This window comes from Janthinobacterium sp. GW456P (assembly GCF_002127655.1).
Taxonomy (GTDB): domain Bacteria; phylum Pseudomonadota; class Gammaproteobacteria; order Burkholderiales; family Burkholderiaceae_D; genus Janthinobacterium.
Genome location: NZ_NEHB01000022.1, coordinates 1 through 22405, shown reverse-complemented (window position 1 = coordinate 22405; position 22405 = coordinate 1). Strand labels below are relative to the sequence as shown.

The window sequence follows — 22405 nt, the reverse complement described above, 5'->3', positions numbered from 1 at the left end:
ATTACTGGGTGGCGATGCGCTGCATGGGCGCATTGTCCTTGCGCCATTGTTCCAGGCTGATCAGCTCACCGCTGACGACGTCGTCGACGAGGATGCGCTCGCCATCCTGGGAGACGACGAAACTCTCCCAGCGGTGCGCCGCGTCCGGCGTGTTTTCCACAAAGTTCAGGTCATAGTAGGGCTTGCCATCGATGAGGCGCACGTCGGGCGAGGTTTCCATCACGGCGCCATGGGCGCGGCCGCCCGAAGCCTTTTCGATATGCGCCGACCAGGCCTTGATTTCCGGCAAAGCCATCAGCGCATCGACGGCGCGCGCGCTCTGTTCTGGCGCCGCCGGGCTGCTCGCGGCCGGGACGTTGCCGGGATGCGGCGCGGACTGCTGGTGCAGGTAGAAAGCGCCGAGTCCGGCGGCCAGCAAGCCGGCCAGGATGCCGGCGATGATGGTGGTTTTGGAAGAAGAGGCGCGTGGCGGCATGATGGTGGCGTGAGAAAGAGGAACGATGGCGGCCATGCTAAAGCAAAACGTGCAGGCGGGCAATCGTTGAAATTTCTAAAAAGCAAGGCGAAAAAAAAGCCACCTTCCGTAGAAGATGGCTCTCGGGGCTGCCGGGCAGGCGCAGGCAGCTTTTGGTCTGCCTGTCCTGTCCCGGCGTGTGCGGCTGCGCGCGCCGTCGCCTGCGCGCGCGGCCGCGGACATTACATCATGCCGTCCATGCCGCCCATGCCGCCCATACCACCCATGCCGCCGCCCATGCCGCCGGCTGCCTTGTCGTCAGCGATTTCGCAGACCATGCAGTCGGTCGTCAGCATCAGCGAAGCGATCGAAGCGGCGTTTTGCAGCGCCGAACGGGTCACCTTGGCTGGGTCCAGGACGCCCATTTCCACCATGTCGCCATACGTGCCGTTGGCAGCGTTGTAGCCGTAGTTGCCCGCGCCAGCCAGAACGGCTGCCACGACGACCGAAGCTTCTTCGCCGGCGTTTTGCACGATCATGCGCAGTGGCTCTTCCATTGCGCGCAGGACGATCTTGATACCAGCGTCTTGATCAGCATTGTCGCCCTTGATCGCGATGTTGGCGCGTGCGCGCAGCAGAGCGACGCCGCCGCCTGGCACGATGCCTTCTTCCACGGCAGCGCGGGTCGCGTGCAGTGCATCTTCAACGCGGGCTTTTTTCTCTTTCATTTCGACTTCGGTGGCTGCGCCAACCTTGATCACGGCAACGCCGCCAGCCAGTTTGGCCACGCGCTCTTGCAGTTTTTCACGGTCGTAGTCCGAGGTCGCTTCTTCGATCTGTACGCGCACTTGTTTCACGCGGGCTTCGATCGAGGCGGCTTCGCCGGCGCCATCGATGACGATGGTGTTTTCCTTGCCCACTTCGATGCGTTTCGCCTGGCCCAGTTCGGCCAGCGTCACTTTTTCCAGGGTCAGGCCGACTTCTTCGGCGATCACCTGGCCGCCGGTCAGGATGGCGATGTCTTCCAGCATGGCCTTGCGGCGGTCGCCGAAGCCAGGGGCTTTCACTGCGCAGGTTTTCAGGATGCCGCGGATGTTGTTCACCACCAGGGTGGCCAGCGCTTCGCCTTCGATGTCTTCGGCGATGATCAGCAGTGGACGGCCAGCTTTCGCGACTTGTTCCAGTACCGGCAGCAGGTCACGGATGTTCGAGATTTTCTTGTCGCACAGCAGGACGAATGGGCTGTCCAGGACGGCAACTTGCTTTTCCGGGTTGTTGATGAAGTATGGCGACAGGTAGCCGCGGTCGAACTGCATGCCTTCAACGATGTCCAGCTCGTCGTTCAGCGACTTGCCGTCTTCCACGGTGATGACGCCTTCCTTGCCGACTTTTTCCATCGCTTCAGCGATGCGCTCGCCGATCGATGCATCGGAGTTGGCCGAGATCGAACCGACTTGGGCGATTTCCTTGGTGGTGGTGCAAGGACGGGCGATTTTCGCCAGTTCTTCGACGGTCGCCGCAACGGCCTTGTCGATACCGCGCTTCAGGTCCATCGGGTTCATGCCGGCGGCAACGAACTTCATGCCTTCGCGCACGATGGCTTGTGCCAGCACGGTCGCGGTGGTGGTGCCGTCGCCGGCGTTGTCGCTGGTGCGGGAAGCAACTTCCTTGACCATTTGCGCGCCCATGTTCATGAGCTTGTCTTTGAGTTCAACTTCTTTCGCTACCGACACACCATCCTTGGTGACGGTAGGGGCGCCGAACGAGCGCTCCAGCACCACGTTGCGGCCTTTCGGGCCCAAGGTGACTTTGACTGCGTTGGCGAGGATGTTGACGCCTTCGACCATCTTGGCGCGCGCTGCGTCGCCGAATACTACTTCTTTAGCTGCCATGTTCAATTCTCCTGAGTTTCGGGATGTATCTGTCTACAACGTGGAAACAATTACTTGACGACGATCGCCATGATGTCTTCTTCGCGCATGACCAGCAGCTCATCGCCGTCAACTTTGACGGTTTGGCCGGCGTACTTGCCGAACAGGACGCGGTCGCCCACTTTGACATCCAGAGGACGGACTTTGCCGTCGTCGAGAATCTTGCCATTGCCTACGGCAAGGACTTCGCCTTGATCCGGTTTTTCAGCAGCTGCATCAGGAATGATGAGGCCGGACGCAGTTTTGGTTTCCTGGTCGAGGCGTTTGACGATGACGCGATCGTTCAATGGGCGCAGATTCATACAAAACTCCTTAAAGTTCAATGGATAGGTGTTGCTAAATGAATACATGCCTGGCACAGCGCCAGGCGTGCTTTCAGTGACCGCCGTTGAAAGCAGCCCGCAACGGTCAAGCAAACCCCATGGCATCGTGTGCATGCCGGCGCTGGGCAGTGGTGGCATCGCGGCGTCGCCCGCCGCGTAGCGTTCCCTGCTGTTGCCCGGCAGACACCATCATGTCTTGAGGATTGCTACGAAAGAGTTTGTTAGCACTCTCTACTAACGAGTGCTAATTATAGGGACGGTAGGGGGCTTATTCAAGGGCTTATTCTCCGGGAAGATCAGCATCAACGTTCTGCGCAGCCTGCATTGACGCAGGGTTTGCGCAAACGCAAGCCTCGTTCGCGGGCGTCAGCAACAGGCGCGACTCTAGCATGCCCGTCAGGCGAACGGCGTTCCTGTACGCACAGGAAACAGAGTTTTGCTATGGACTTTGATAAGATGATTGCAATTGCGTATCAATATTCCCCCTGTACCAGAAAGCACACCATGCCATCGACTCTTTCCCGTCCCGCCCTGCGCCTGCTCGGTGCCGCCATCGTCGGCCTCGCCTGCCTGGGCAATGCCGCCGCGCAAACGCCCACCATTCTCGACGAGATCACCGTGGCGACCCTGACGCCGCTGGAAAAGGAAAGGCTGCTCAACGAGCTGTTCAACGACTTGAACAAGGATGACGACGACCAGGAAGCCCACGTGTGGGACAACGGCGGCGACAGCGGCGCGCGGGTGAAGGTCACGTATAACTTCAGCAACTCCGGCATGACGGAACACAGCCTGAAGGCGCATGTCTGCCGCGACCTGAAATTTGTCGTCACGGCGGCCGGCAAGTCGCAGGACCTGAGCCGCCGCACCTGCTCGCAGAACAGCGGACGCTGGGATGTGCAGGGCAAGGACCCGGCGCCCGTCGTGTATCCGCCCTTCCTGTCCGACGTGACCATCGCCAAGCTGAATGCGAAGGAACAGAAATCCTTGCTGACGGCCGCCGTGCGCACCTTGAAAGATGAAGAGGATGGCAAGAGTCGCCAGTGGAGCAACAAGGGACTGGGCAATGCGCAAGCGCTGGTCGTGACCTTGACGCCGTCAGGGACGGACGCCAAGCCGGGTAGTTACCGCACCTGCCGCGACTTGACGATGGTGCTCGACGGCAAGGGTGGCAAGCAGGAATTGCGCCGCCGTTCCTGTGAAAACCGTTATGGCGCACTCGATATCGAGCCTGATTACGTCGACGAGTAAGCCTGCGCGCGGACGGCGTCCGCGGCAGCGCGGACGATGCGTGCAGATGGCGAAAAGCGCCGGAAAAAGCGTGTATTTCACGGCAACTGACCTGCATTGATGTAAATATGTGTGACAGCGGCGTGATTCGATTGACGCCCATGGAGCGTCCGCCCTATAGTGGCGGGATGATTTYCGAATTCAACGAATTATCCGACAAAATAGGCCTGCTGGCCGAAATGACCCATGCGCTGCGTCGTGAAAACGCGCAACTGCGCAAGGACAATGCCGCGCTGGCCGCCGAGAACGCCCTGTATGTGCAGCGCATGCGCGAGGCGCAGGAGCGGGTCGAGGCCTTGCTGGAAAAAATTCCCGAACTGGTGCAAGCCGGCCTGGAGCAAGCCGCCTCGGAAGCGGGTGCCTATCTTGCCGAGAACGAGAAGGAAGCGTAATGCCGCGTGTCGATGTCAATATCATGGGCCAGTCCTACAGCATGGTGTGCCGCGACGGCGAAGAGCGCGCGCTGCGCGAAGCGGCGATCTATCTCGATAGCAAAATGAAAGCCATCCGCGACGCGGGCAAGGTCAAGGGCAACGACCGCATCGCCGTGCTGGCCGCCCTGGGCGTGGCCGCGGAATTCCTTTCCGTGAAGTCGCCGCAGGGGCCGTTGTCGGAATTGACGATCCTGGAAGTGAAGCAGAAAATATCGGCCATGCACACCGTATTGGACAGTGCCCTGACGCCCCAGGAGAACCTTTTTTAAGCGCGTACGCGACGATTTGTCTTTGCGATGCGCGATCAAAGGAGTAAACTTGGGTCTACCCTGCGGTGTTCGCGATTGCCATATATTCCTTGAACCATTTATGCGCATCGGTTGCGAATTTTGTTTGATGGGAGTGAGCGTCGCTCGTTCGACGAACCCGAAATTGAACTAACGTGACCACCTTGAACCGTTTGGTTCGGGATGCCGGCATAGCGGCACAGGCGGGGCCCAATTTGCAGTATAAAGAAAACGGTTGCAGCATCATGCGCAACCGTTTTTTTACGCCTGTTGCTTTTGATAGGGAATGAACATGAAACAATACTGGCTGATGAAATCCGAACCCGATGAAGTGAGCATCGACGACCTGATGGCCGCGCCCGGGCACACCATGCCCTGGTTCGGCGTGCGCAACTACCAGGCGCGCAACTTCATGCGTGACGGCATGCAGGTTGGCGACGGCGTGCTGTTTTATCACTCGAGCTGCCCGCAGCCGGGCGTGGCGGGCGTGGCTGAAGTGGCCAGCGGCGCGTATCCCGATCACAGCCAGTTTGAAGAGGGCGGCAAGTATTTCGATGCCAAGGCCACGCAAGAGCAGCCGCGCTGGATCAGCGTCGACGTGCGCGGCCTGAAGAAGACGGCGCTGTTGCCCCTGTCCGCGATGCGCCAGATGCCGGAGCTGGAAGACATGCTGCTGCTGAAGAAGGGCAGCCGGCTGTCGATCACGCCGGTGACGCCGGCGCAATGGAAAGCCATTACCGGCAAGCTGGCAAGCTAGCCCTCGACCCGGTTGCGGCCGTTGTGCTTGGCCCGGTACAGGGCCTGGTCGGCGCTGGCGAGCAATTGTTCCGGCGTCTGTCCTGCGTCATGCAGTGCCAGGCCGATGCTGGCCGTCACGAAGCCGCCGCGCGACGGTGCGTGGACGATGGCGGCAGCGGCGATGGCTTCCTGCATCTTGTGCGCCACGGCCAGCGCGCCCGCGCCATCGGTGGCGGGCAGGAGGGCGGCAAACTCCTCGCCGCCGAAGCGGGCCGCCAGGTCGCTGGCGCGCGGCAGCGCGGAATGCAGGGCCGCCGCGATCCGCACCAGGCAGGCGTCGCCATACGGGTGGCCGAAGCTGTCGTTGAGGCTTTTGAAGAAATCGATATCGATGATCAGCAGCGCCAGCGGCTGATGGTTGCGCGCGGCGCGCTGCCACTCCAGCTGCAGCGCCTGGTCGAAGCAGCGGCGGTTGGCGATGCCCGTCAAGCCATCGGTCAGCGACAGCTTTTCCAGCTTGTCATGCGCCGCGCGCAAGGCCAGTTCGCTTTGCATGTAGCGGCTTTGCAGGGTGGCCGAGCGCAGCGCGTGGACCAGCAGCGCGACGAACAGCGACGCCGCCGCCAGGTAGAAGTGCGTGCGCATGACGGCAAAGCCCAGGCCCAGCAAGGCGGCCGTAAAGAAGATGGGACTGAAATTGTCGATCAGCAGGGTCAGCTTTTGCGGGACACGCTGGGCCGGTATCCTTGCCATCCCCGATGGCGCCGCCGGGACGCGCGTGGCCAGCAGCACCAGCAGCAGGAACGGCAGGCCCGGCAGCACTTCGCTCCACGCTTGCGTCACGCCATGCAAGGTCAGATAGTTATATGCGGCCGCGCAGCCGGCATAGCACCATAAAAACACCGTCAGCGACAGGTAAAAGCGGCCTTGCCCGCCATCGCGGCGGTGCGCCAGCAGGCGCAGCGAGGCGCAGCAGGCCAGCGCCAGGTTTTCCACGTTGTAGGTCAGCACCAGCAGGCTGGCGGGAATCGGCGCGATGGAGCGCTGGTCGAAGGGCGACACGGAAAAGATGGCCATGTAGGCCAGGTAGGCTGCCAGCGCCACCTGCACGGCGTCGAGCCATTGCAGGGTGCGCGAGGGAGGGCCGTGCGTCACGGACGACATGGCCAGCAGCAGGGGCGCGCCATACATGAAATAGGCGAAATCGGAAAAATACGTGGCGTCGGAGGCCACTTGTCCGCTCAGGTCTTGCCAGGCCGACAGTAGCATGCCCGTGCTCCAGAACAGCATGGCCACGGCGAACAGGGCCCAGCCTGCCCTGGCGGCGCCTGCCGCGCTGGCGTAGGCGCAGCGGCAGCAGGCGGCCAGCGCCAGCAGGGGCGAGACAATGTTGAACGCGTAGCTGACCCAGGGGGCGCGCGTGCCGGCCCAGGCCGTCAATGCCAGCTGGGCCAGCACATAGCAGGCGCCCAGCGTGATCGAGCATGTCAGTTTTCGCCCTGCAGGCGGCATGGCAAGGCACTCCCCGGTGGCATGCCCTGGTCAGGCGGCACGTGAAAACGATGATACCCAGATGTCAACAGCAAGTCTATTCCACAAGGAAATTTTATTGCGCCGGGGGAAGTGGTGCGGAGGGGACGTGGCGCGCCTGCCTGGCGCGCCACCGGGGGACGCGTGCTTACGTGTTTGCCGGGCGGGCCTTGGTGGGCGGCGTGCCCATCACCTGGCTTTTATACGCCCAGACCAGCAGCGCGATGGCGCCGACGATCATCGGCAGCGACAGCATCTGGCCCGAGGTGATCGGCACGCCCAGCCACACGACTTCCCAGTCCGGCGTGCGGAAGTATTCCGTGAAGAAGCGGGCGCAGCCGTACAGCAGGGTGAACATGGCGCCCACGGCCATGCGCGGACGCTGCTTGCGCGCATACAGCCACAGGATGATGAACACCAAAATGCCGTCGACCAGCATCTGGTAGATCGGCGACGGGTGCACGGGATACGGAATGCCCGGCCACTGCATGGCCCACGGCAGGGTTTCCGGTGCGATGCGGCCCGGCAGTTCGGCGTTGATGAAGTTGCCCAGGCGGCCGGCCGCGTAGCCGAGCGGCACCAGCGGCGCGATGAAGTCGAGCACGTCGAACAGGTTGCGGCCCGCCTTGCGGCTCCACAGGTACATGGCCAGGATGACGCCGAGGAAGCCGCCATGGAAGGACATGCCGCCATGCCAGACCATGAAGATCTCGAGCGGATTGTGCAGGAAGTATTCGGGACGGTAGAACAGCACTTCGCCCAGGCGCCCGCCGATCACCACGCCCAGCATGCCGTAGAACAGCATGTCGTCGAGGTCTTCCTTCTTCCAGCCCAGCACGGCGATATGCGGCTGCTTGATGCGCACTCTGCCCAGAATAATGAACAGGGCAAAAGCCAGCACATACATCAGGCCGTACCAGTGCACGGCAAGCGGGCCGATCTGGATGGCTATCGGGTTGGGCATCGGGTGTATCAGCATGGGGTTTCTTTCTTTGTTTAAAGCCAAGGTGGCGTAGTATGGGGGCGCTTGCGGTTTTTTGCCTTAGCGGCCACTTAATTTAATCGGCGTTTAATCGGCGGCAGCGCTGATCTGCCTGCGCAACAGCGTCAGGAAACCTTGCAGCACGGCGGACGGATTGTCGCGGCGCCAGGCCAGGCCCGTCTCCACCAGCGGCGTGGCATCCTGCAGCGGCCTGTATTCTACGCCCGGGCGCATCAGATTCGATACCGATTGTGGCACAAGCGCGATGCCCATGCCAGCCGAGACGAGGCTGACGATGGTTTGCATCTGGATCGCTTCCTGGCCGATCTGCGGCGTGATGCCGGCCGCGCGGAACACGCCGAGGATGGCGTCGTGCAGGGCGGGCGAGATCGCGCGCGGGAAAATGATCAGGGGCAGGGGCGGCAGGTCGCGCAGGCGCACGGGCCCCGGCGTATTCAAAATGTCCAGGCCGGACGGCGCGGCCAGCACCAGCGGCTCGGCCAGCACGGGCAGGTAGTCGAGTTCCCCTTTGGCCTTCTCGGGCAGGGGCGGGATCAGCAGGCCCGCATCCGTGCGCCCGGCCAGCAATTCATCGAGCTGCAGGTCCGAGGTGGCTTCCTGCAGCGCGATCTGTACTTGCGGATAGGCTGTTTGGTAGGCGCGCAGCAATGGCGGCAGCACGCTGTAGTCGGCCGACGAGACAAACGCCAGGCTCAAACGTCCCGCCTCGCCCTGCGCGGCCCGTCGTACCAGCGCGGGTAAATCGAGCGCCTGCGCCAGCAGCCGGCGCGCCTCGGGCAGCAGGGCCGTGCCCGCCGGCGTCAGCTGCACTTCGCGGCGCGTGCGCACGAACAGCGCTGCGCCCAGCAACTCTTCCAGCGCCATGATGGTTTGCGACAGCGGCGGCTGCGTCATGTGCAGGCGCGCGGCGGCGCGGCCGAAGTGCAATTCCTCGGCGACGGTGACGAAATAGCGCAACTGGCGCAGTTCAAGGTTCATATGCGTTTCCATGCAGATTGATTACTGTGATATGTAAAACGACTCACAGGAGCGTGCATCATATATTTGACAGTGGGGCGCGCGCAAGGCAATCTGGCGTACCCCCACTGCATGCAGGGTTTTGCTGCGAACTTTTCTGCAAACCCGCGCAGTCAGGCATCAATCATCCTTGGAAGGACCCCATCATGCCGCAATACCGCTCCCGCACCACCACCCACGGCCGCAACATGGCTGGCGCCCGCGCCCTGTGGCGCGCCACCGGCATGAAGGATGGCGACTTCGACAAGCCGATCATCGCTGTCGTCAACTCGTTTACCCAGTTCGTGCCCGGCCACGTGCACTTGAAAGACCTGGGACAGATGGTGGCGCGCGAGATCGAAAAAGCGGGCGGCGTGGCCAAGGAATTCAACACCATCGCCGTCGATGACGGCATCGCCATGGGCCACGGCGGCATGCTGTATTCGCTGCCCTCGCGCGACCTGATCGCCGATTCCGTCGAATACATGGTCAACGCCCACTGCGCCGACGCCATGGTCTGCATCTCGAACTGCGACAAGATCACGCCGGGCATGCTGATGGCCGCCATGCGCATCAACATCCCCGTGGTGTTTATTTCCGGCGGTCCGATGGAAGCGGGCAAGGTCGTCAAGGTGGTCAATGGCAGCCAGAAGATCATCAAGCTGGACCTGGTCGACGCCATGATCAAGGCGGGCGACAGCACCGTCTCCGACGCCGACGTGGCGGAGATCGAGCGCTCGGCCTGCCCCACCTGCGGCTCGTGCTCCGGCATGTTTACGGCCAACTCGATGAACTGCCTGACGGAGGCACTGGGCCTGGCCCTGCCCGGAAACGGCACCATCCTGGCCACGCACTCGGACCGCCAGCAGCTGTTCCTGCGCGCCGGCCGGCTGATCGTGGAACTGGCCAAGCGCCACTACGAGCAGGACGATTATTCGGTGCTGCCACGCTCGATCGCCACCAAGGCCGCGTTCGAGAACGCCATGGCGCTCGACGTCTCGATGGGCGGCTCGACCAATACCGTGCTGCACTTGCTGGCCGCCGCGCACGAGGCGGAAGTCGAGTTTACGATGGCCGACATCGACCGCATTTCGCGCAAGGTGCCGTGCCTGTGCAAGGTGGCGCCGATGACGGACAAATACCATATCGAGGACGTGCACCGCGCGGGCGGCATCGTGGGGATACTGGGCGAACTGGCGCGCGCCGGCCTGCTCAATACCACCTTGCCGACCATCCACGCGCCGACCCTGGCCGACGCCATCGCGCAAAACGACATCAAGTGCACCGACGATCCGGCCGTGCATGAACTGTTCCGCGCCGCGCCGGGCGGCGTGCCGACGCAGACGGCGTTCTCGCAGTCGGAGCGCTTCGCCGCTGTCGACACGGACCGCAGCACGGGCTGCATCCGCGACAAGGCGCACGCCTACTCGCAGGATGGCGGTCTGGCCGTCCTGTACGGCAACCTGGCCGAAAAGGGCTGCATCGTCAAGACGGCGGGCGTCGATGAAAGCATCTTGAAATTCTCGGGCAAGGCGCGCGTGTTCGAAAGCCAGGATTCCGCTGTTGAAGCGATTTTGGCCGATACCGTGCATGAAGGCGACGTCGTCATCATCCGCTACGAAGGCCCGAAAGGCGGCCCCGGCATGCAGGAAATGCTGTATCCGACCTCGTACATCAAGTCGAAGGGCCTGGGCAAGGCGTGCGCGCTGTTCACGGACGGGCGCTTCTCGGGCGGCTCCTCGGGCCTGGTGATCGGCCACGCCTCGCCGGAAGCGGCCGAAGGCGGCGCCATCGGCCTGGTGGAAGAGGGCGACTTCATCGACATCGACATCCCCGAGCGCACCATCAAGCTGCGCATCACGGATGCCGAGCTGGCCGCGCGCCGCGCCGCCATGGAAGCGAAGGGCGACGCTGCCTGGCTGCCCGTCAACCGCGACCGCTATGTGTCGCAGGCGCTGCAGGCGTATGCGGCGCTGACGACGTCGGCCGACCGGGGGGCCGTGCGGGATCTGTCGCAGCTGAAAAAACGCTGATCTGTTGCATAAGTGCGACGGCCGGCCCCGTTTGACTATGCGGGGCCGCCTGTCGTTACATCGCCTTACAAACAACATGGTCATGGGCGCGCAGTTGGGGCAGAATATGAGTGCCTGATAGACGACATTGCGTGACTACATTGAAACGCTTGATCTAGGCTCGTGGTGCATCTGCGGAAACACAGTAAAATGCCGCAGGAAGTAACTTTGGAGAAAAGACAATGAAACGTTTTATGTTGGTGAGTGTATTGGCCGTTTCGGCTCTGGCATCGCAAGCAGCGTTGGCCAATCCTGATTTGGCGAAAGCCAAGAACTGCATGGCTTGCCATGCGGTGAGCACGAAACTGGTGGGTCCTGCGTATAAAGACGTGGCGGCCAAGTATGCCGGTCAGAAAGACGCGGAAGCCAAGCTCGTGGCGAAAGTCATGAAGGGCGGTTCCGGCACCTGGGGCGCGATCCCGATGCCAGCCAACCCGCAAGTGAGCGATGCGGAAGCCCACACCCTGGTTAAATGGGTACTGGCACAGAAATAATCTGTGCCGCAATACCTGTAATTAGCGCGCCGGCAATCCCGGCGCGTTTTTTTTGCCGGTAGCCTGCAGATTCCCCATGCCCGCCAAGGTCGCCCGCACGGCTTCGTCCAGCGGCGTATGCGGCTCCCGGCCCAGCACGGCCAGCAGCCGCGCATTGTCCATGGACAAGGGCGTTTGCCACAGATAGCGCATTTCGCGCATTTCACGCAAGGTCGCCATGAAGGGCGAGGCCAGCGCCACCAGCCACCACGGAAAACGCCGGATGGCGGGCGCAGCTCCTGTCGCCTGCTCCACCACGCGGGCAATCGCGCCCGTCATTTGCCGGCCATCGTGGTCCCAGTGACCGGCCATGTGAAAGCGCGCAAACGCGGGCAAGGTGGCGCGTATGGCCAGCAATTGCACCATCGTGCGCGCCACGTCGGGCAGGTAGGACCACTGGTGGCCCACGCCGGGCGCGCCCGGATACAGGATGCTGCGCACGGGCTGTCCCGGTTTCACCAGTCCCTGCGAAAACCAGTTATTGCCGGCGCGGGGGCCGAAGAAGTCGCCCGCGCGCACGATCAGCACGCGCGCGCCCTGGGTGCTGGCCCGTTCCAGCCGCGCTTCCAGTTCCACGCGGATGGCGCCCTTGCGCGTCTGCGGATGCTGCGGCGCGTCTTCCGCCAGCACGGGAAAGGCATCCGGGCCGAAGTTGTAGACGGTGCCGGGCAGCACGATGGTGGCGCCTTCGGCCATCGCCGCGGCGATGGTGTTGTCGAGCATGGGCAGCACCAGCCGGCCCCAGTGCCGGTAGCCGGGCGGGTTGACGGCGTGGACGATGACGGCGCAGCCTTTGGCGGCCGCCATCACGTCTGCGCGCGCCAGCGCGTCGCCGCGCAGCCATTCAATGCGGTCGCCGCGCGCCGGCTGTGTTTCTCCCCGCTTCATGGCGCGCACCTGCCAGCCCGCCGCCGCCAGCTGGCGTACCATTTCGCCGCCGATGCCGCCTGTGGCGCCCAGTACCAATGCCGTTTTTGTCGTGTCCATCATGACCTCCGTGTGGTTGATGACGCCAGTATCTGCCGTACAAGGCTAATTGGAAATTGACGAACATCGCGTACAGGCTATACATTTATGCATGACCAAGTTGACACCATGAACCCATCGATTGCCTGGGAATACTACCGTTCGCTGCTGGCCGTGCTCAAGCACGGCTCCCTGTCCGGCGCCGCGCGCGCGCTGGCCATCACGCAGCCCACCGTGGGCCGGCATATCGCCGCCCTGGAGCAGGCGCTGGGCGCCACCCTTTTTACACGCTCCCAGCTGGGTTTGCTACCGACGGAAGTGGCCCTGGCCCTGCGTCCCCATGCGGAAACCATGGAACATACTGCCGCCCTGATGGAACGCGCCGCCAGCAGCCAGGGGCAGGGCGTGGCCGGCGTCGTGCGCATCGCTGCCAGCGAAGTGGTGGGCGTGGAAGTGCTGCCGCCCATCCTGGCCCGCTTGCGCGAACGCTATCCGGGCCTGATCATTGAATTGGTATTGAGCAACAAGGTGCAGGATTTGCTGCGCCGGGAAGCGGACATCGCCGTGCGCATGCTGCGTCCGCGCCAGGAACAGCTGGTGGCGCGCAAGGTGGGCGAGATCGAACTGGGCCTGCATGCGCACGCCGATTATCTGGCGCGCCATGCCGTCATCGGCTACGACGAGGCGAGCCCCTTCGTGCGCAACGCGGGCGCGGCCTTTCAGGGATTTACGCGGGAAAACTTTGCCTGGCGCAGCGACAGCGACCTGGCGCAACTGGCATGGATACGGGCGGGCGCCGGCATCGGCGTGTGCCAGGCGGGCCTGGCGGTGCGCGATCCGGCCCTGCGGCGCGTGCTGCCGCAAGCGTTTTCGCTGCCGATGGAAACCTGGGTCACCATGCATGAAGACTTGCGCGGCAGCCTGCGCTGCCGCGCCACCTTCGACGCGCTGGCCGAAGGCTTGCAGGCTTACGTGGCGACGCAGCCGCTTACTTGACCACTTCCATCTTGGTCTTCTTGCCTTCGCGGTAGGTGAACAAGGTCAGCGCGCCATCCTTGATGTCGCCGTTGGCATCGAACGAGATCGGACCCGTCACGCCCTGGTAGTGCACCTTGGCCAGATACGGCAGGTAGACGGACGGTTTCGACGATTTCGCATCCTGCATGGCGGTGGCCATGGTCATCACGGCATCGTAGACGTATGGCGCGTACAGCTGCACTTCCATATTGTATTTCTGCTTGTAGCGGGCGCGGAATTCGTCCATGCCTTTTTGCTGCGCGCCCGTCACGCCGCCCGCTTCCGCGCAGGTGACCATGTCTTCGCCCACGGCGTCGCCCGCCAGCTTGCCCAGCGGTTCCGTGCACAGGCCGTCGCCGCCCATGAACTTGGCCTTGATGCCCAGCGCCTTCATCTGGCGCAGCATGGGGCCGCCCACGGAATCCATGCCGCCAAAGAAGATCAGGTCGGGATTTTTCGACTTGATGCTGGTCAAAATCGCATTGAAGTCGGTCGCGTTGGCATTGGTAAATTCCTTGCCGACGATTTGCACGCCGGGTGCCGCCTTTTTTGCGCCCTTGACGAACTGTTCCGCCACGCCCTGGCCGTAGGCCGTGCGGTCGTCGATGACGGCGATTTTCTTCGCCTGCAGCTTGCCCACGGCATACGCGCCCAGGGTGCCTCCAAGCTTGTTGTCATTGGCCACGACGCGGAAGGCCGTGTTGAATTTTTGCTGGGTATAGGTCGGGTTGGTGGCGGCCGGCGAAATCTGCGGAATGCCGGCATTGAAGTAAATGCGCGAGGCGGGTATCGTCGTGCCCGAGTTCAGGTGGCCGACCACGCCGTTGACCTTGGCGTCGACCAGCTTTTGCGCCACGGCCGTGCCCTGCTTGGGATCGGCCGCGTCATCTTCGGGCACCAGCACGAATTTCACGGCTTTGCCGTCGATCTTGAAGCCTTTGGCGTTCAAATCCTCGATCGCCATCTTGGCCGCGTTCTCGTTATCCTTGCCCAGGTGGGAACTGGCGCCAGAGACCGGGGCGACGTGGCCGATCTTGATGATTTCCTGCGCGCCCGCATGGCCGGCAAAAGCGAGGGCGAGGGCGAGAGGAAGGACTTTGGTCTTGAGCAGCATAAACATTCTCCAATGGATAAAGATACGGCGGCGTCTCGTGAAAAACCGCTTCGACAGGCGGTGCGTGTGAAGAAAGGTACAACAAAAAACAGGCGGCGCAAAGCCGCATTTCGGGCTTTTTGCATTTTGTCGCAACAATCACCAAAGTGAGGCGCGATGCACCGATTTCGCAGGCGCGCGCGCACCAAAGAATGGCGTTGGAGGAAAGAATAGGGTAGGTCGGGCAGGTCGGGTTAGCGCGCAGCGCGTAACCCGACATGCCGCGGCATGCTCAGGGCTGCGCCGGCGGATGCAGATGCCCGAGCTCATGGCTGACCGCGTGCGCCACGATCTGTTCCAGCGATTGCTGCAAGTCTGCGCGCAGGGCGCCGCGCATGCCGATCAGGGCGTTTTGCAGCGCCGTCTGCAGCACGTGGGCGATGCGCTCTTCCAGCAGATGGTCGATCTTGCCTTGCACCTGATGCAGGATGCGCTGCGTCAGCCGCTGTTCGATGGCGTCCCAGTCGGGTTGCGCCACCGCTGGCGGCAATGCCGGCATTGCCGCGACAGCAGGCTCTACTGGGCTGGCGGGAGCCGCCTCCGGCCCCAGCAGCACCTCCGTCAGCAGGGGAATGCCCTGGTCGAATGGCGGCTGGTTCATGTTTTACCCGCGACGAAATGCGTCGGCTGCACGTCCTGCTGGCGGTAGTGCAGGAAGCGCTGGCGGCCCGCCTGCGCATCTTGCTCATCCATGGAAACGATCTCGAAGACGCGCTGGAACTGCGCGTAATTGGCGGGCGGCAACTGCGACAGGTTGACGAGGATGTCGTGGTGCGGCAGCTCGGCCGCCGCGTCATCGGTCAGGATGATGGGCGTTTGCGGGGCCAGCGGGTCGCCGGCCAGCACGTGCGGCAGGAAATCCGTGGCGGAAATGGTCCACATGGCGCTGTTCAAGGCGTCGAGCTGGCTGCCGTCTTGCACCAGCACGACCACCTTGTTGCCGGCCATATATGCCTTGCGTGCCAGGCGGCAGGCGTAGGCCAGCTTGTCCGGCACGTTGCTGTGAAAATCGACGCGGCTCATGGCGGGATTCAAGCTGCCATGCCGCTGTGGCGCAGCAGGGCGTCGATCGACGGTTCGCGGCCGCGGAAGGCCGTGAACGATTCCAGCGCCGGGCGCGAGCCGCCGACGGACAGGATTTCCTGCAGATAACGCTTGCCCGCCGCCGTGGTGGCGGCCGGTCCCAGCGCGCGGGCTTCCTCGAAGGCCGCATAGGCGTCGGCGGACAGCACCTCGGCCCATTTGTAGCTGTAGTAGCCGGCCGCGTAGCCGCCGGCAAAGATATGCCCGAAGGAATTCTGGAAGCGGTTGAAGGCGGGCGGGATGAGCAGCGCGAATTTGGCGCGCACGCCGTCGATCAGCTGCTGCACGGTCTGGCCCGTGCCGGCATCGTAGTCATAGTGCAGATGCATGTCGAGCAGGGAGAACTCCACTTGGCGCAGGGTTTGCAGGCCGGACTGGAAATTCTTGGCCGCCAGCATCTTGTCGTACAGCGCGCGCGGCAGCGGCTCGCCCGTGACGGCATGCGCCGTCATGTGTTCGAGCACTTCCCATTCCCAGCAGAAGTTTTCCATGAATTGCGACGGCAATTCCACGGCATCCCATTCGACGCCGGCGATGCCCGACACGCCCAGCTCGTCGACGACGGTCAGCATATGGTGCAGGCCGTGGCCGAACTCGTGGAACAGGGTGATGACTTCATCGTGGGTGAACAGGGCAGGCTGTGCCTTGCCGTCGAGCACGGCCGGTTCCGTGAAATTGCAGGTCAGGTAGGCGATCGGCGTTTGCACGCGGTGCGCGTCGGCGCGGCGGCCGCGCGCGTCGTCCATCCAGGCGCCGCCGCTCTTGCCCGCGCGCGCATACAGGTCCAGGTAGAACTGGCCCACCAGCTGGCCGTCGCGCTCGATGCGGTAAAAACGCACGTCCGGGTGCCAGACGGGCGCCGTATCGGGCTTGATCTCGACCGCGAACAGGTTCTGGATCTGGCGGAACAAGCCGTCGATCACCTTGTGTTCAGGGAAATACTGTTTGACTTCCTGGGCCGAGAACGCATAGCGGCGTTCCTGCAGCTTTTCGGACGCGTACGGCACGTCCCACGCCTGCAGTTCGGCGATGCCCAGCTCTTCGTGGGCGAATTGCTTCAGTTCGGCCAGGTCCTTTTCGGCGAACGGACGCGCGCGCTTGGCCAGGTCTTCCAGGAAGGCGATGACTTGCGCGGGCGAGGTGGCCATCTTGGATACCAGCGACACTTCGGCGAAATTGGCGTAGCCGAGCAGTTTGGCTTCCTCGTCGCGCAGTTTCAGCAAGGTGACGATGTTGTGCGTATTGTCCCAGTCCTCTTTCTTGCTGAAGACGTCGCCCTGGTCCGACGCCTTGGTGGCGTTGGCGCGGTAGATCGTTTCGCGCAGCGCGCGGTTGTCGGCAAACTGCAGGATCGGGTAATAGGACGGGAAGTGCAGCGAGAATTCATAGCCTGGCTTGCCGGCCTTTTCGGCGGCGGCGCGCGCGGCCGCCTTCACGTCGTCGGGCAGGCCGGCCAGCTCGGCTTCGTTCTCGACCAGCAATTTGTAGTCATTCGTGGCATCGAGCACGTTTTCGGAAAAACGCGTACCGACGGCCGCATGTTCTTCCTGGATGGCGCCAAAGCGCTCTTTTTTGTCCTCGGTCAACTCGGCGCCGCCCAGGCGGAAGTCGCGCACGGCATTCTCGACGATGCGCCGGCGCGCCGGCGACAAGCCGGCGAAAGCGGGGCTGGCCTGCAGCTGCTTGTATTTACCGAAGAGGATTTCGTTCTGGCCCAGCTCGGTCAAGAACTCCGTCACCTTGGGCAGGTTCGCATTGTAGGCGGCGCGCAGTTCCGGCGTATCGATCACGCTATTTAAATGGTTGACGATGCTCCAGGCGCGGCCCAGGGTTTCGGCGATCTGGTCCTGGGGCGCGACGAAGTTTTCCCAGCTCACTTCTTCCATGGGCGCTTCCAGCCGCGCCACCGTGGCGCGTGCCTGTTCCAGCAGGGTATCGATGGCAGGCGTGACATGCTCGTGCGTGATCGCATCGAAGCGTGGCAGGCCGGAAAAATCAAGCAGGGGATTGGTGTTCATCGTCGGTTCGTCCATTCTGTCTTCATATATGGGGCGCCCGCAACGTTCATGGCAGTTCAACGCTGCCATGGACGTTCTCTGCGGCGTCCCTCTTTAAATGCGTTCTGCCGCTTCCACGGTATTCATAAGCAACATGGTGATCGTCATCGGACCCACGCCACCGGGCACGGGGGTGATGTGGGAAGCGATTTCTTTCACTCCGGCAAAATCCACGTCGCCGCACAGCTTGCCGTCATCGTCGCGGTTCATGCCCACGTCGATGACGATGGCGCCCGGCTTGACCATGTCGGCCGTCAGGGTGTTGCGGCGGCCGACGGCGGCCACGACCACGTCCGCCTGGCGCGTGTACAGACCCAGGTCCGGGGTCGCGCTATGGCAGATGGTGACGGTAGCGTTCGCTTGCAAGAGCAGCAGTGCCATCGGCTTGCCGACCGTGTTGCTGCGGCCGATGACGACGGCATGCTTGCCGCGCAAGTCCACGCCCGTGCTTTCGATCAGTTTCATGCAGCCATACGGCGTGCACGGGCGGAAGCCGGGCAGGCCCGTCATCAGTTCGCCGGCGCTCAGCACCGAGTAGCCATCCACGTCTTTCGTCGTGGCGATCGCTTCGATGACCTTGTGCGGATTGATGTGCTTGGGCAAGGGCATCTGCACGAGGATGCCGTGGATGGCCGGATCCGCGTTCAAGCTGGCGATGCGTGCCAGCAAGTCCGCTTCGGACAGGTCCGCTTCATATTTCTCCAGCACCGAGTGGAAACCCACGTCGCCGCACGCCTTGACCTTGTTGCGCACATATACCTGGCTGGCCGGGTCTTCGCCGACGAGGATCACGGCCAGGCCGGGCTGGCTGCCCTTGGCGGTGAGGGCGGCGGCGCGCGTGGCGATTTCGCTGCGCAGTTTTTGGGAGAGGGCGATTCCGTCGATCAGTTGTGCTGGCATGGTAGTGGATGAGAGCTGGTGGGAGGGAAAAGCAGATTATAAAGCCGGGCGGCGCAAAGGGGCGGTTTTGGCGCTCATGCTATCAAATGCAAAGTGCAAAGGCGTAAAACGGCGGGCCGGAGGCGCGGGCCTGAGAAAATGCCGATGGCGGCGTTGCAGCTCCTTGCCGTACATGCGTACTGTCTGCGTCGCTGCGCCTTGCCCTCGACATTTTCAGGCCCGCTTGGCCCGAGGAGCCTGTTCGGGCGACTGGGGTTGTCATCCATTTTGCCGATATGAGTGCATGTTGCCGCCATCTTTGGTACTTTGACCACCCTAATTTCCGGGCGGAATTTGCGGCAGTGCAGCATAAATTTCATAGGGAAATTTCATGATATGAAATGCTATATCGTAATTTGAAAAATACTAAATACGCTGTTAGAATCCCCACACTAAACCGACTTAATAGTAAATAATCAGCGAAATACCGTCCGACAGCGATCCGGAAAATCGGGGTGGGGCGTTCACAAAGGAGACTCAACAGATGTCAGCTCAACTGAACCAGGTAACGACACAGATCGGCACCGACCCGGATATGCAGGAAACCAAGGAGTGGCTGGACGCGCTCGAAGCCGTGCTGGAAAATGAAGGTCCCGAGCGCGCGCATTACCTGATGGAGCGCATGGTTGACCTGGCCCGCCGCCGCGGCGCCCAGATCCCGTTCTCCAGCACCACCGCCTACGTCAATACCATCCCCACCAAACAAGAAGCACACTGCCCCGGCAACCTCGAATACGAAGAGCGCCTGCGCTCGTGGATGCGCTGGAACGCCATGGCCATGGTCGTCAAGGCCAACCGCGCCGACGGCGACCTGGGCGGCCACTTGTCCTCGTTCGCTTCGCTGGCGAACATGCTGGGCATCGGTTTCAACCACTTCTGGCACGCGCCGACGGCCGAGCACGGCGGCGACCTGCTGTACATCCAGGGCCACTCCTCGCCCGGCGTCTACGCGCGCGCCTTCCTCGAAGGCCGCTTGACGGAAGAGCAAATGCTGAACTTCCGCAAGGAAGTCGACGGCAAGGGCCTGTCCTCATACCCGCATCCAAAGCTGATGCCTGACTTCTGGCAGTTCCCGACCGTGTCGATGGGCCTGGGCCCGCACATGGCGATCTACCAGGCGCGCTTCCTGAAATACCTGCACGCGCGCGGCATCGCGAAAACCGACAACCGCAAGATCTGGGCCTTCTGCGGCGATGGCGAGATGGACGAGCCGGAATCGCTGGGCGCGATCGGCCTGGCCGCGCGCGACATGCTCGACAACCTGGTCATCGTGGTCAACTGCAACCTGCAGCGCCTGGACGGCCCGGTACGCGGCAACACCAAGATCATCCAGGAACTGGAAGGCGAATTCCGTGGCGCCGGCTGGAACGTCGTCAAGGTCATCTGGGGTCCGGGCTGGGACGCCCTGCTGGCGCAAGATAAAGAAGGCATCCTGCAGCGCGTGATGATGGAAACCGTCGACGGCGAATACCAGAACTACAAGGCGAAAGATGGCGCCTACGTGCGCAAGCATTTCTTCGGCAAGCATCCGAAGCTGCTGGAAATGGTTGCCAACATGACGGACGACGACATCTGGCGCCTGACCCGTGGCGGCCACGATCCGCACAAGATCTACGCGGCCTTCAAGATCGCCCAGGAACACAAGGGCCAGCCGACCGTCCTGCTGGTGAAAACCATCAAGGGCTACGGCATGGGCAAGTCGGGCGAAGCGCGCAACACGGCGCACCAGACGAAAAAACTGGACGACGAAGCCATCCGCGAAATGCGCGACCGCTTCTCGCTGCCTATCCCTGACGACAAGCTGGCCGACATCCCGTTCTTCAAGCCGGCCGACGACGCGCCGGAAATGGTCTACCTGCACGAGCGCCGCAAGGCCCTGGGCGGTTACCTGCCGCAGCGCCGCCAGAAAGCGGAAGAAAGCCTGCCCGTGCCTGGCCTGGACGCGTTCAAGAACGTGCTGGAAGCCACGCCGGAAGGCCGTGAAATCTCGACCACGCAAGCGTTCGTGCGCGTCATTTCGACGCTGCTGAAAGACCCGAACCTGGGCCAGCGCGTCGTGCCTATCCTGGTCGATGAATCGCGTACCTTCGGCATGGAAGGCCTGTTCCGCCAGATCGGCATCTACAACCCGAAAGGCCAGTTGTACGAGCCGGTCGACAAGGACCAGGTCATGTACTACCGCGAAGACAAGGCCGGCCAGATACTGCAAGAGGGCATCAACGAAGCGGGCGGCATGAGCTCGTGGATCGCTGCGGCGACGTCGTACTCGACCAACGACCGCATCATGATCCCGTTCTACACCTTCTACTCGATGTTCGGCTTCCAGCGCATTGGCGACCAGGTATGGGCTTCGGCCGACATGCGCGCCCGCGGCTTCCTGATGGGCGGCACGGCCGGCCGTACGACGCTGAACGGCGAAGGCTTGCAGCACGAAGATGGCCACAGCCACATCTTCGCCGCGACCATCCCGACCTGCATGCCGTACGATCCGACCTTCAGCCATGAAGTCGCCGTCATCATCCAGGACGGCCTGCGCCGCATGATCGCCAACCAGGAAGATGTGTTCTACTACATCACGATCATGAACGAGAACTACGCCCAGCCAGGCATCAAGCCGGGCCAGGAAGAAGGCATCCTGAAAGGCATGTACAAGTTGCAGGAAGGCAGTGCGGACGCCAAGCTGCGCGTGCAGCTGATCGGCTGCGGCACCATCTTGCGCGAATCGATCTTCGCCGCCGAGCTGTTGCAAAACGACTGGGGCGTGGCTGCGGACGTGTGGTCGGCGCCGTCGCTGACGCTGGTGGCCCGCGATGGCCAGGATGCGGAACGCTGGAACATGGTCAACCCGTCGAAAGAGCAGCGCGTGCCTTACGTGACGTCGCTGATGCAGGACACGGATGGCCCGATCGTCGCCACGACCGACTACATGCGCGCATTTGCAGAACAGATCCGCGCCTTCATGCCGAAGGGCCGCACCTACAAAGTGCTCGGTACCGATGGCTTTGGCCGCTCGGACAGCCGCGCCAAGCTGCGCGAGTTCTTCGAAGTGAACCGTTATTATGTCACCGTGGCCGCGCTCAAATCGCTGGCTGACGAAGGCAAGATCGACGTGTCGGTGGTGGAGCAGGCGATCGCCAAGTACGGCATCGACGCGAACAAACCGAATCCGGTGACCCAGTAATCGTTGTGCGGACCCGATGATGCCAGGGCGGTGCGAAAGTGCCGCCCTGGCGTGTGTGCGGGTCCATCTGACAAATAAAATAACGGAGCAAGCTATGAGCATTGTGGAAGTCAAAGTCCCGGATATCGGCGATTTCAAGGAAGTCGAGATCATTGAACTGATGGTCAAGCCAGGCGACACGGTCAAGGTCGACCAGTCCCTCATCACGGTCGAATCGGACAAGGCCAGCATGGAAATYCCATCGAGCCACGCCGGYGTCGTCAAGGAATTGAAAGTCAASGTKGGCGACAAGATCGCCGAAGGTTCGCTGGTGCTGCTGCTGGAAGTGGCGGACGACGCGTCGGTCCCGGTATCGGCGCCCGCGCCAGCCGCCCCTGCCGCCCCGGCACCTGCCGCTGAAGCCGCCCCAGCTCCTGCGGCC

The 22405-nt window shown here is 62.6% G+C and carries 21 protein-coding genes and 1 other RNA gene; 10 read left to right on the top strand and 12 right to left on the bottom strand.

Translation table 11 applies throughout. The annotated features are described in order from the left end of the window. Nucleotide 1 precedes the first annotated feature (1 nt). The 3 genes from CBW66_RS19340 to groES form a co-directional block, all read right to left on the bottom strand. A complete protein-coding gene (locus CBW66_RS19340; protein ID WP_230492054.1) occupies nucleotides 2-511 on the bottom strand; it encodes a hypothetical protein in 510 nt (169 codons plus the stop codon). 185 nt (nucleotides 512-696) lie between these two features. After that, nucleotides 697-2346: a chaperonin GroEL gene (gene groL, locus CBW66_RS19335; protein WP_086138924.1), complete on the bottom strand. Its 1650-nt coding sequence runs from the start codon at nucleotides 2344-2346 to the stop codon at nucleotides 697-699. Between the two features lie 50 nt (nucleotides 2347-2396). Continuing rightward, on the bottom strand, nucleotides 2397-2687 hold the full coding sequence (gene groES / locus CBW66_RS19330) for a co-chaperone GroES (protein ID WP_010400979.1): 291 nt from the start codon (nucleotides 2685-2687) through the stop codon (nucleotides 2397-2399). Nucleotides 2688-3212: 525 nt separating this feature from the next. On the opposite strand from groES, the gene CBW66_RS19325 reads away from it, so the two are divergent. The 5 genes from CBW66_RS19325 (at nucleotide 3213) to CBW66_RS19305 (ending at nucleotide 5473) form a co-directional block, all read left to right on the top strand. Further along, nucleotides 3213-3956 carry a hypothetical protein gene (locus CBW66_RS19325; RefSeq protein ID WP_086138923.1) on the top strand — a complete coding sequence of 248 codons (744 nt, stop codon included), beginning with the start codon at nucleotides 3213-3215 and terminating at the stop codon, nucleotides 3954-3956. Nucleotides 3957-4123: 167 nt separating this feature from the next. Beyond that, on the top strand, nucleotides 4124-4387 hold the full coding sequence (locus CBW66_RS19320; RefSeq protein WP_086153659.1) for a DUF904 domain-containing protein: 264 nt from the start codon (nucleotides 4124-4126) through the stop codon (nucleotides 4385-4387). Next, on the top strand, nucleotides 4387-4698 hold the full coding sequence (locus CBW66_RS19315; protein WP_034747344.1) for a cell division protein ZapA: 312 nt from the start codon (nucleotides 4387-4389) through the stop codon (nucleotides 4696-4698). Before CBW66_RS19320 ends, CBW66_RS19315 begins: the two co-directional genes overlap by 1 nt. A 54-nt stretch (nucleotides 4699-4752) precedes the next feature. Next, nucleotides 4753-4930: non-coding RNA, 6S RNA (gene ssrS, locus CBW66_RS19310), on the top strand. 78 nt (nucleotides 4931-5008) lie between these two features. Then, nucleotides 5009-5473 carry an EVE domain-containing protein gene (locus tag CBW66_RS19305; RefSeq protein ID WP_086138984.1) on the top strand — a complete coding sequence of 155 codons (465 nt, stop codon included), beginning with the start codon at nucleotides 5009-5011 and terminating at the stop codon, nucleotides 5471-5473. Here the strand turns inward: CBW66_RS19305 and CBW66_RS19300 are convergent. From CBW66_RS19300 to CBW66_RS19290, 3 genes are all read right to left on the bottom strand, one after another. Then, a complete protein-coding gene (locus CBW66_RS19300) occupies nucleotides 5470-6966 on the bottom strand; it encodes a GGDEF domain-containing protein (RefSeq protein WP_086138922.1) in 1497 nt (498 codons plus the stop codon). The genes CBW66_RS19305 and CBW66_RS19300 overlap by 4 nt on opposite strands. A 166-nt stretch (nucleotides 6967-7132) precedes the next feature. Further along, nucleotides 7133-7963 carry a prolipoprotein diacylglyceryl transferase gene (gene lgt, locus CBW66_RS19295; RefSeq protein WP_086138921.1) on the bottom strand — a complete coding sequence of 277 codons (831 nt, stop codon included), beginning with the start codon at nucleotides 7961-7963 and terminating at the stop codon, nucleotides 7133-7135. A 90-nt stretch (nucleotides 7964-8053) separates the two neighbouring features. After that, nucleotides 8054-8965 carry a LysR family transcriptional regulator gene (locus tag CBW66_RS19290; RefSeq protein WP_086138920.1) on the bottom strand — a complete coding sequence of 304 codons (912 nt, stop codon included), beginning with the start codon at nucleotides 8963-8965 and terminating at the stop codon, nucleotides 8054-8056. Nucleotides 8966-9150: 185 nt separating this feature from the next. Here CBW66_RS19290 and ilvD point away from each other — a divergent pair, with 185 nt between their 5' ends. Further along, nucleotides 9151-11016: a dihydroxy-acid dehydratase gene (gene ilvD / locus CBW66_RS19285; RefSeq protein WP_086138919.1), complete on the top strand. Its 1866-nt coding sequence runs from the start codon at nucleotides 9151-9153 to the stop codon at nucleotides 11014-11016. Nucleotides 11017-11237: 221 nt separating this feature from the next. Further along, nucleotides 11238-11549: a c-type cytochrome gene (locus CBW66_RS19280; protein WP_086138918.1), complete on the top strand. Its 312-nt coding sequence runs from the start codon at nucleotides 11238-11240 to the stop codon at nucleotides 11547-11549. Nucleotides 11550-11570: 21 nt separating this feature from the next. Here CBW66_RS19280 and CBW66_RS19275 read toward each other — a convergent pair whose 3' ends face one another. Further along, nucleotides 11571-12578, bottom strand: coding sequence for an NAD(P)H-binding protein (locus CBW66_RS19275; RefSeq protein WP_086138917.1), 1008 nt, complete (start codon nucleotides 12576-12578; stop codon nucleotides 11571-11573). Between the two features lie 105 nt (nucleotides 12579-12683). On the opposite strand from CBW66_RS19275, the gene CBW66_RS19270 reads away from it, so the two are divergent. Continuing rightward, nucleotides 12684-13550: a LysR family transcriptional regulator gene (locus CBW66_RS19270; RefSeq protein ID WP_086138983.1), complete on the top strand. Its 867-nt coding sequence runs from the start codon at nucleotides 12684-12686 to the stop codon at nucleotides 13548-13550. Here the strand turns inward: CBW66_RS19270 and CBW66_RS19265 are convergent. From CBW66_RS19265 to folD, 5 genes are all read right to left on the bottom strand, one after another. Next, nucleotides 13543-14685, bottom strand: coding sequence for a branched-chain amino acid ABC transporter substrate-binding protein (locus CBW66_RS19265; RefSeq protein ID WP_086138916.1), 1143 nt, complete (start codon nucleotides 14683-14685; stop codon nucleotides 13543-13545). The two genes, CBW66_RS19270 and CBW66_RS19265, sit on opposite strands and share 8 nt — an antisense overlap. Nucleotides 14686-14956: 271 nt before the next feature. Further along, the gene (locus CBW66_RS19260) at nucleotides 14957-15325 is read right to left on the bottom strand and encodes a hypothetical protein (protein WP_086138915.1); all 369 of its coding nucleotides are present in this window, start codon (nucleotides 15323-15325) and stop codon (nucleotides 14957-14959) included. Next, nucleotides 15322-15747 (bottom strand): DNA polymerase III subunit chi, encoded by a 426-nt coding sequence (locus CBW66_RS19255; RefSeq protein ID WP_086138914.1) that lies wholly within the window; start codon nucleotides 15745-15747, stop codon nucleotides 15322-15324. Before CBW66_RS19255 ends, CBW66_RS19260 begins: the two co-directional genes overlap by 4 nt. A gap of 8 nt (nucleotides 15748-15755) precedes the next feature. Continuing rightward, a complete protein-coding gene (locus CBW66_RS19250) occupies nucleotides 15756-17825 on the bottom strand; it encodes a M3 family metallopeptidase (RefSeq protein WP_086138982.1) in 2070 nt (689 codons plus the stop codon). Nucleotides 17826-17918: 93 nt separating this feature from the next. Continuing rightward, nucleotides 17919-18764 carry a bifunctional methylenetetrahydrofolate dehydrogenase/methenyltetrahydrofolate cyclohydrolase FolD gene (gene folD / locus CBW66_RS19245; RefSeq protein WP_086138913.1) on the bottom strand — a complete coding sequence of 282 codons (846 nt, stop codon included), beginning with the start codon at nucleotides 18762-18764 and terminating at the stop codon, nucleotides 17919-17921. Nucleotides 18765-19287: 523 nt separating this feature from the next. Between folD and aceE the strand changes: the two genes are divergently transcribed. Both aceE and CBW66_RS19235 read left to right on the top strand, forming a co-directional pair. Continuing rightward, nucleotides 19288-21984, top strand: coding sequence for a pyruvate dehydrogenase (acetyl-transferring), homodimeric type (gene aceE, locus CBW66_RS19240; RefSeq protein WP_086138912.1), 2697 nt, complete (start codon nucleotides 19288-19290; stop codon nucleotides 21982-21984). 94 nt (nucleotides 21985-22078) lie between these two features. Beyond that, nucleotides 22079-22405: biotin/lipoyl-containing protein (locus CBW66_RS19235; RefSeq protein WP_301178834.1), on the top strand; the 327-nt coding region annotated here is incomplete at its 3' end.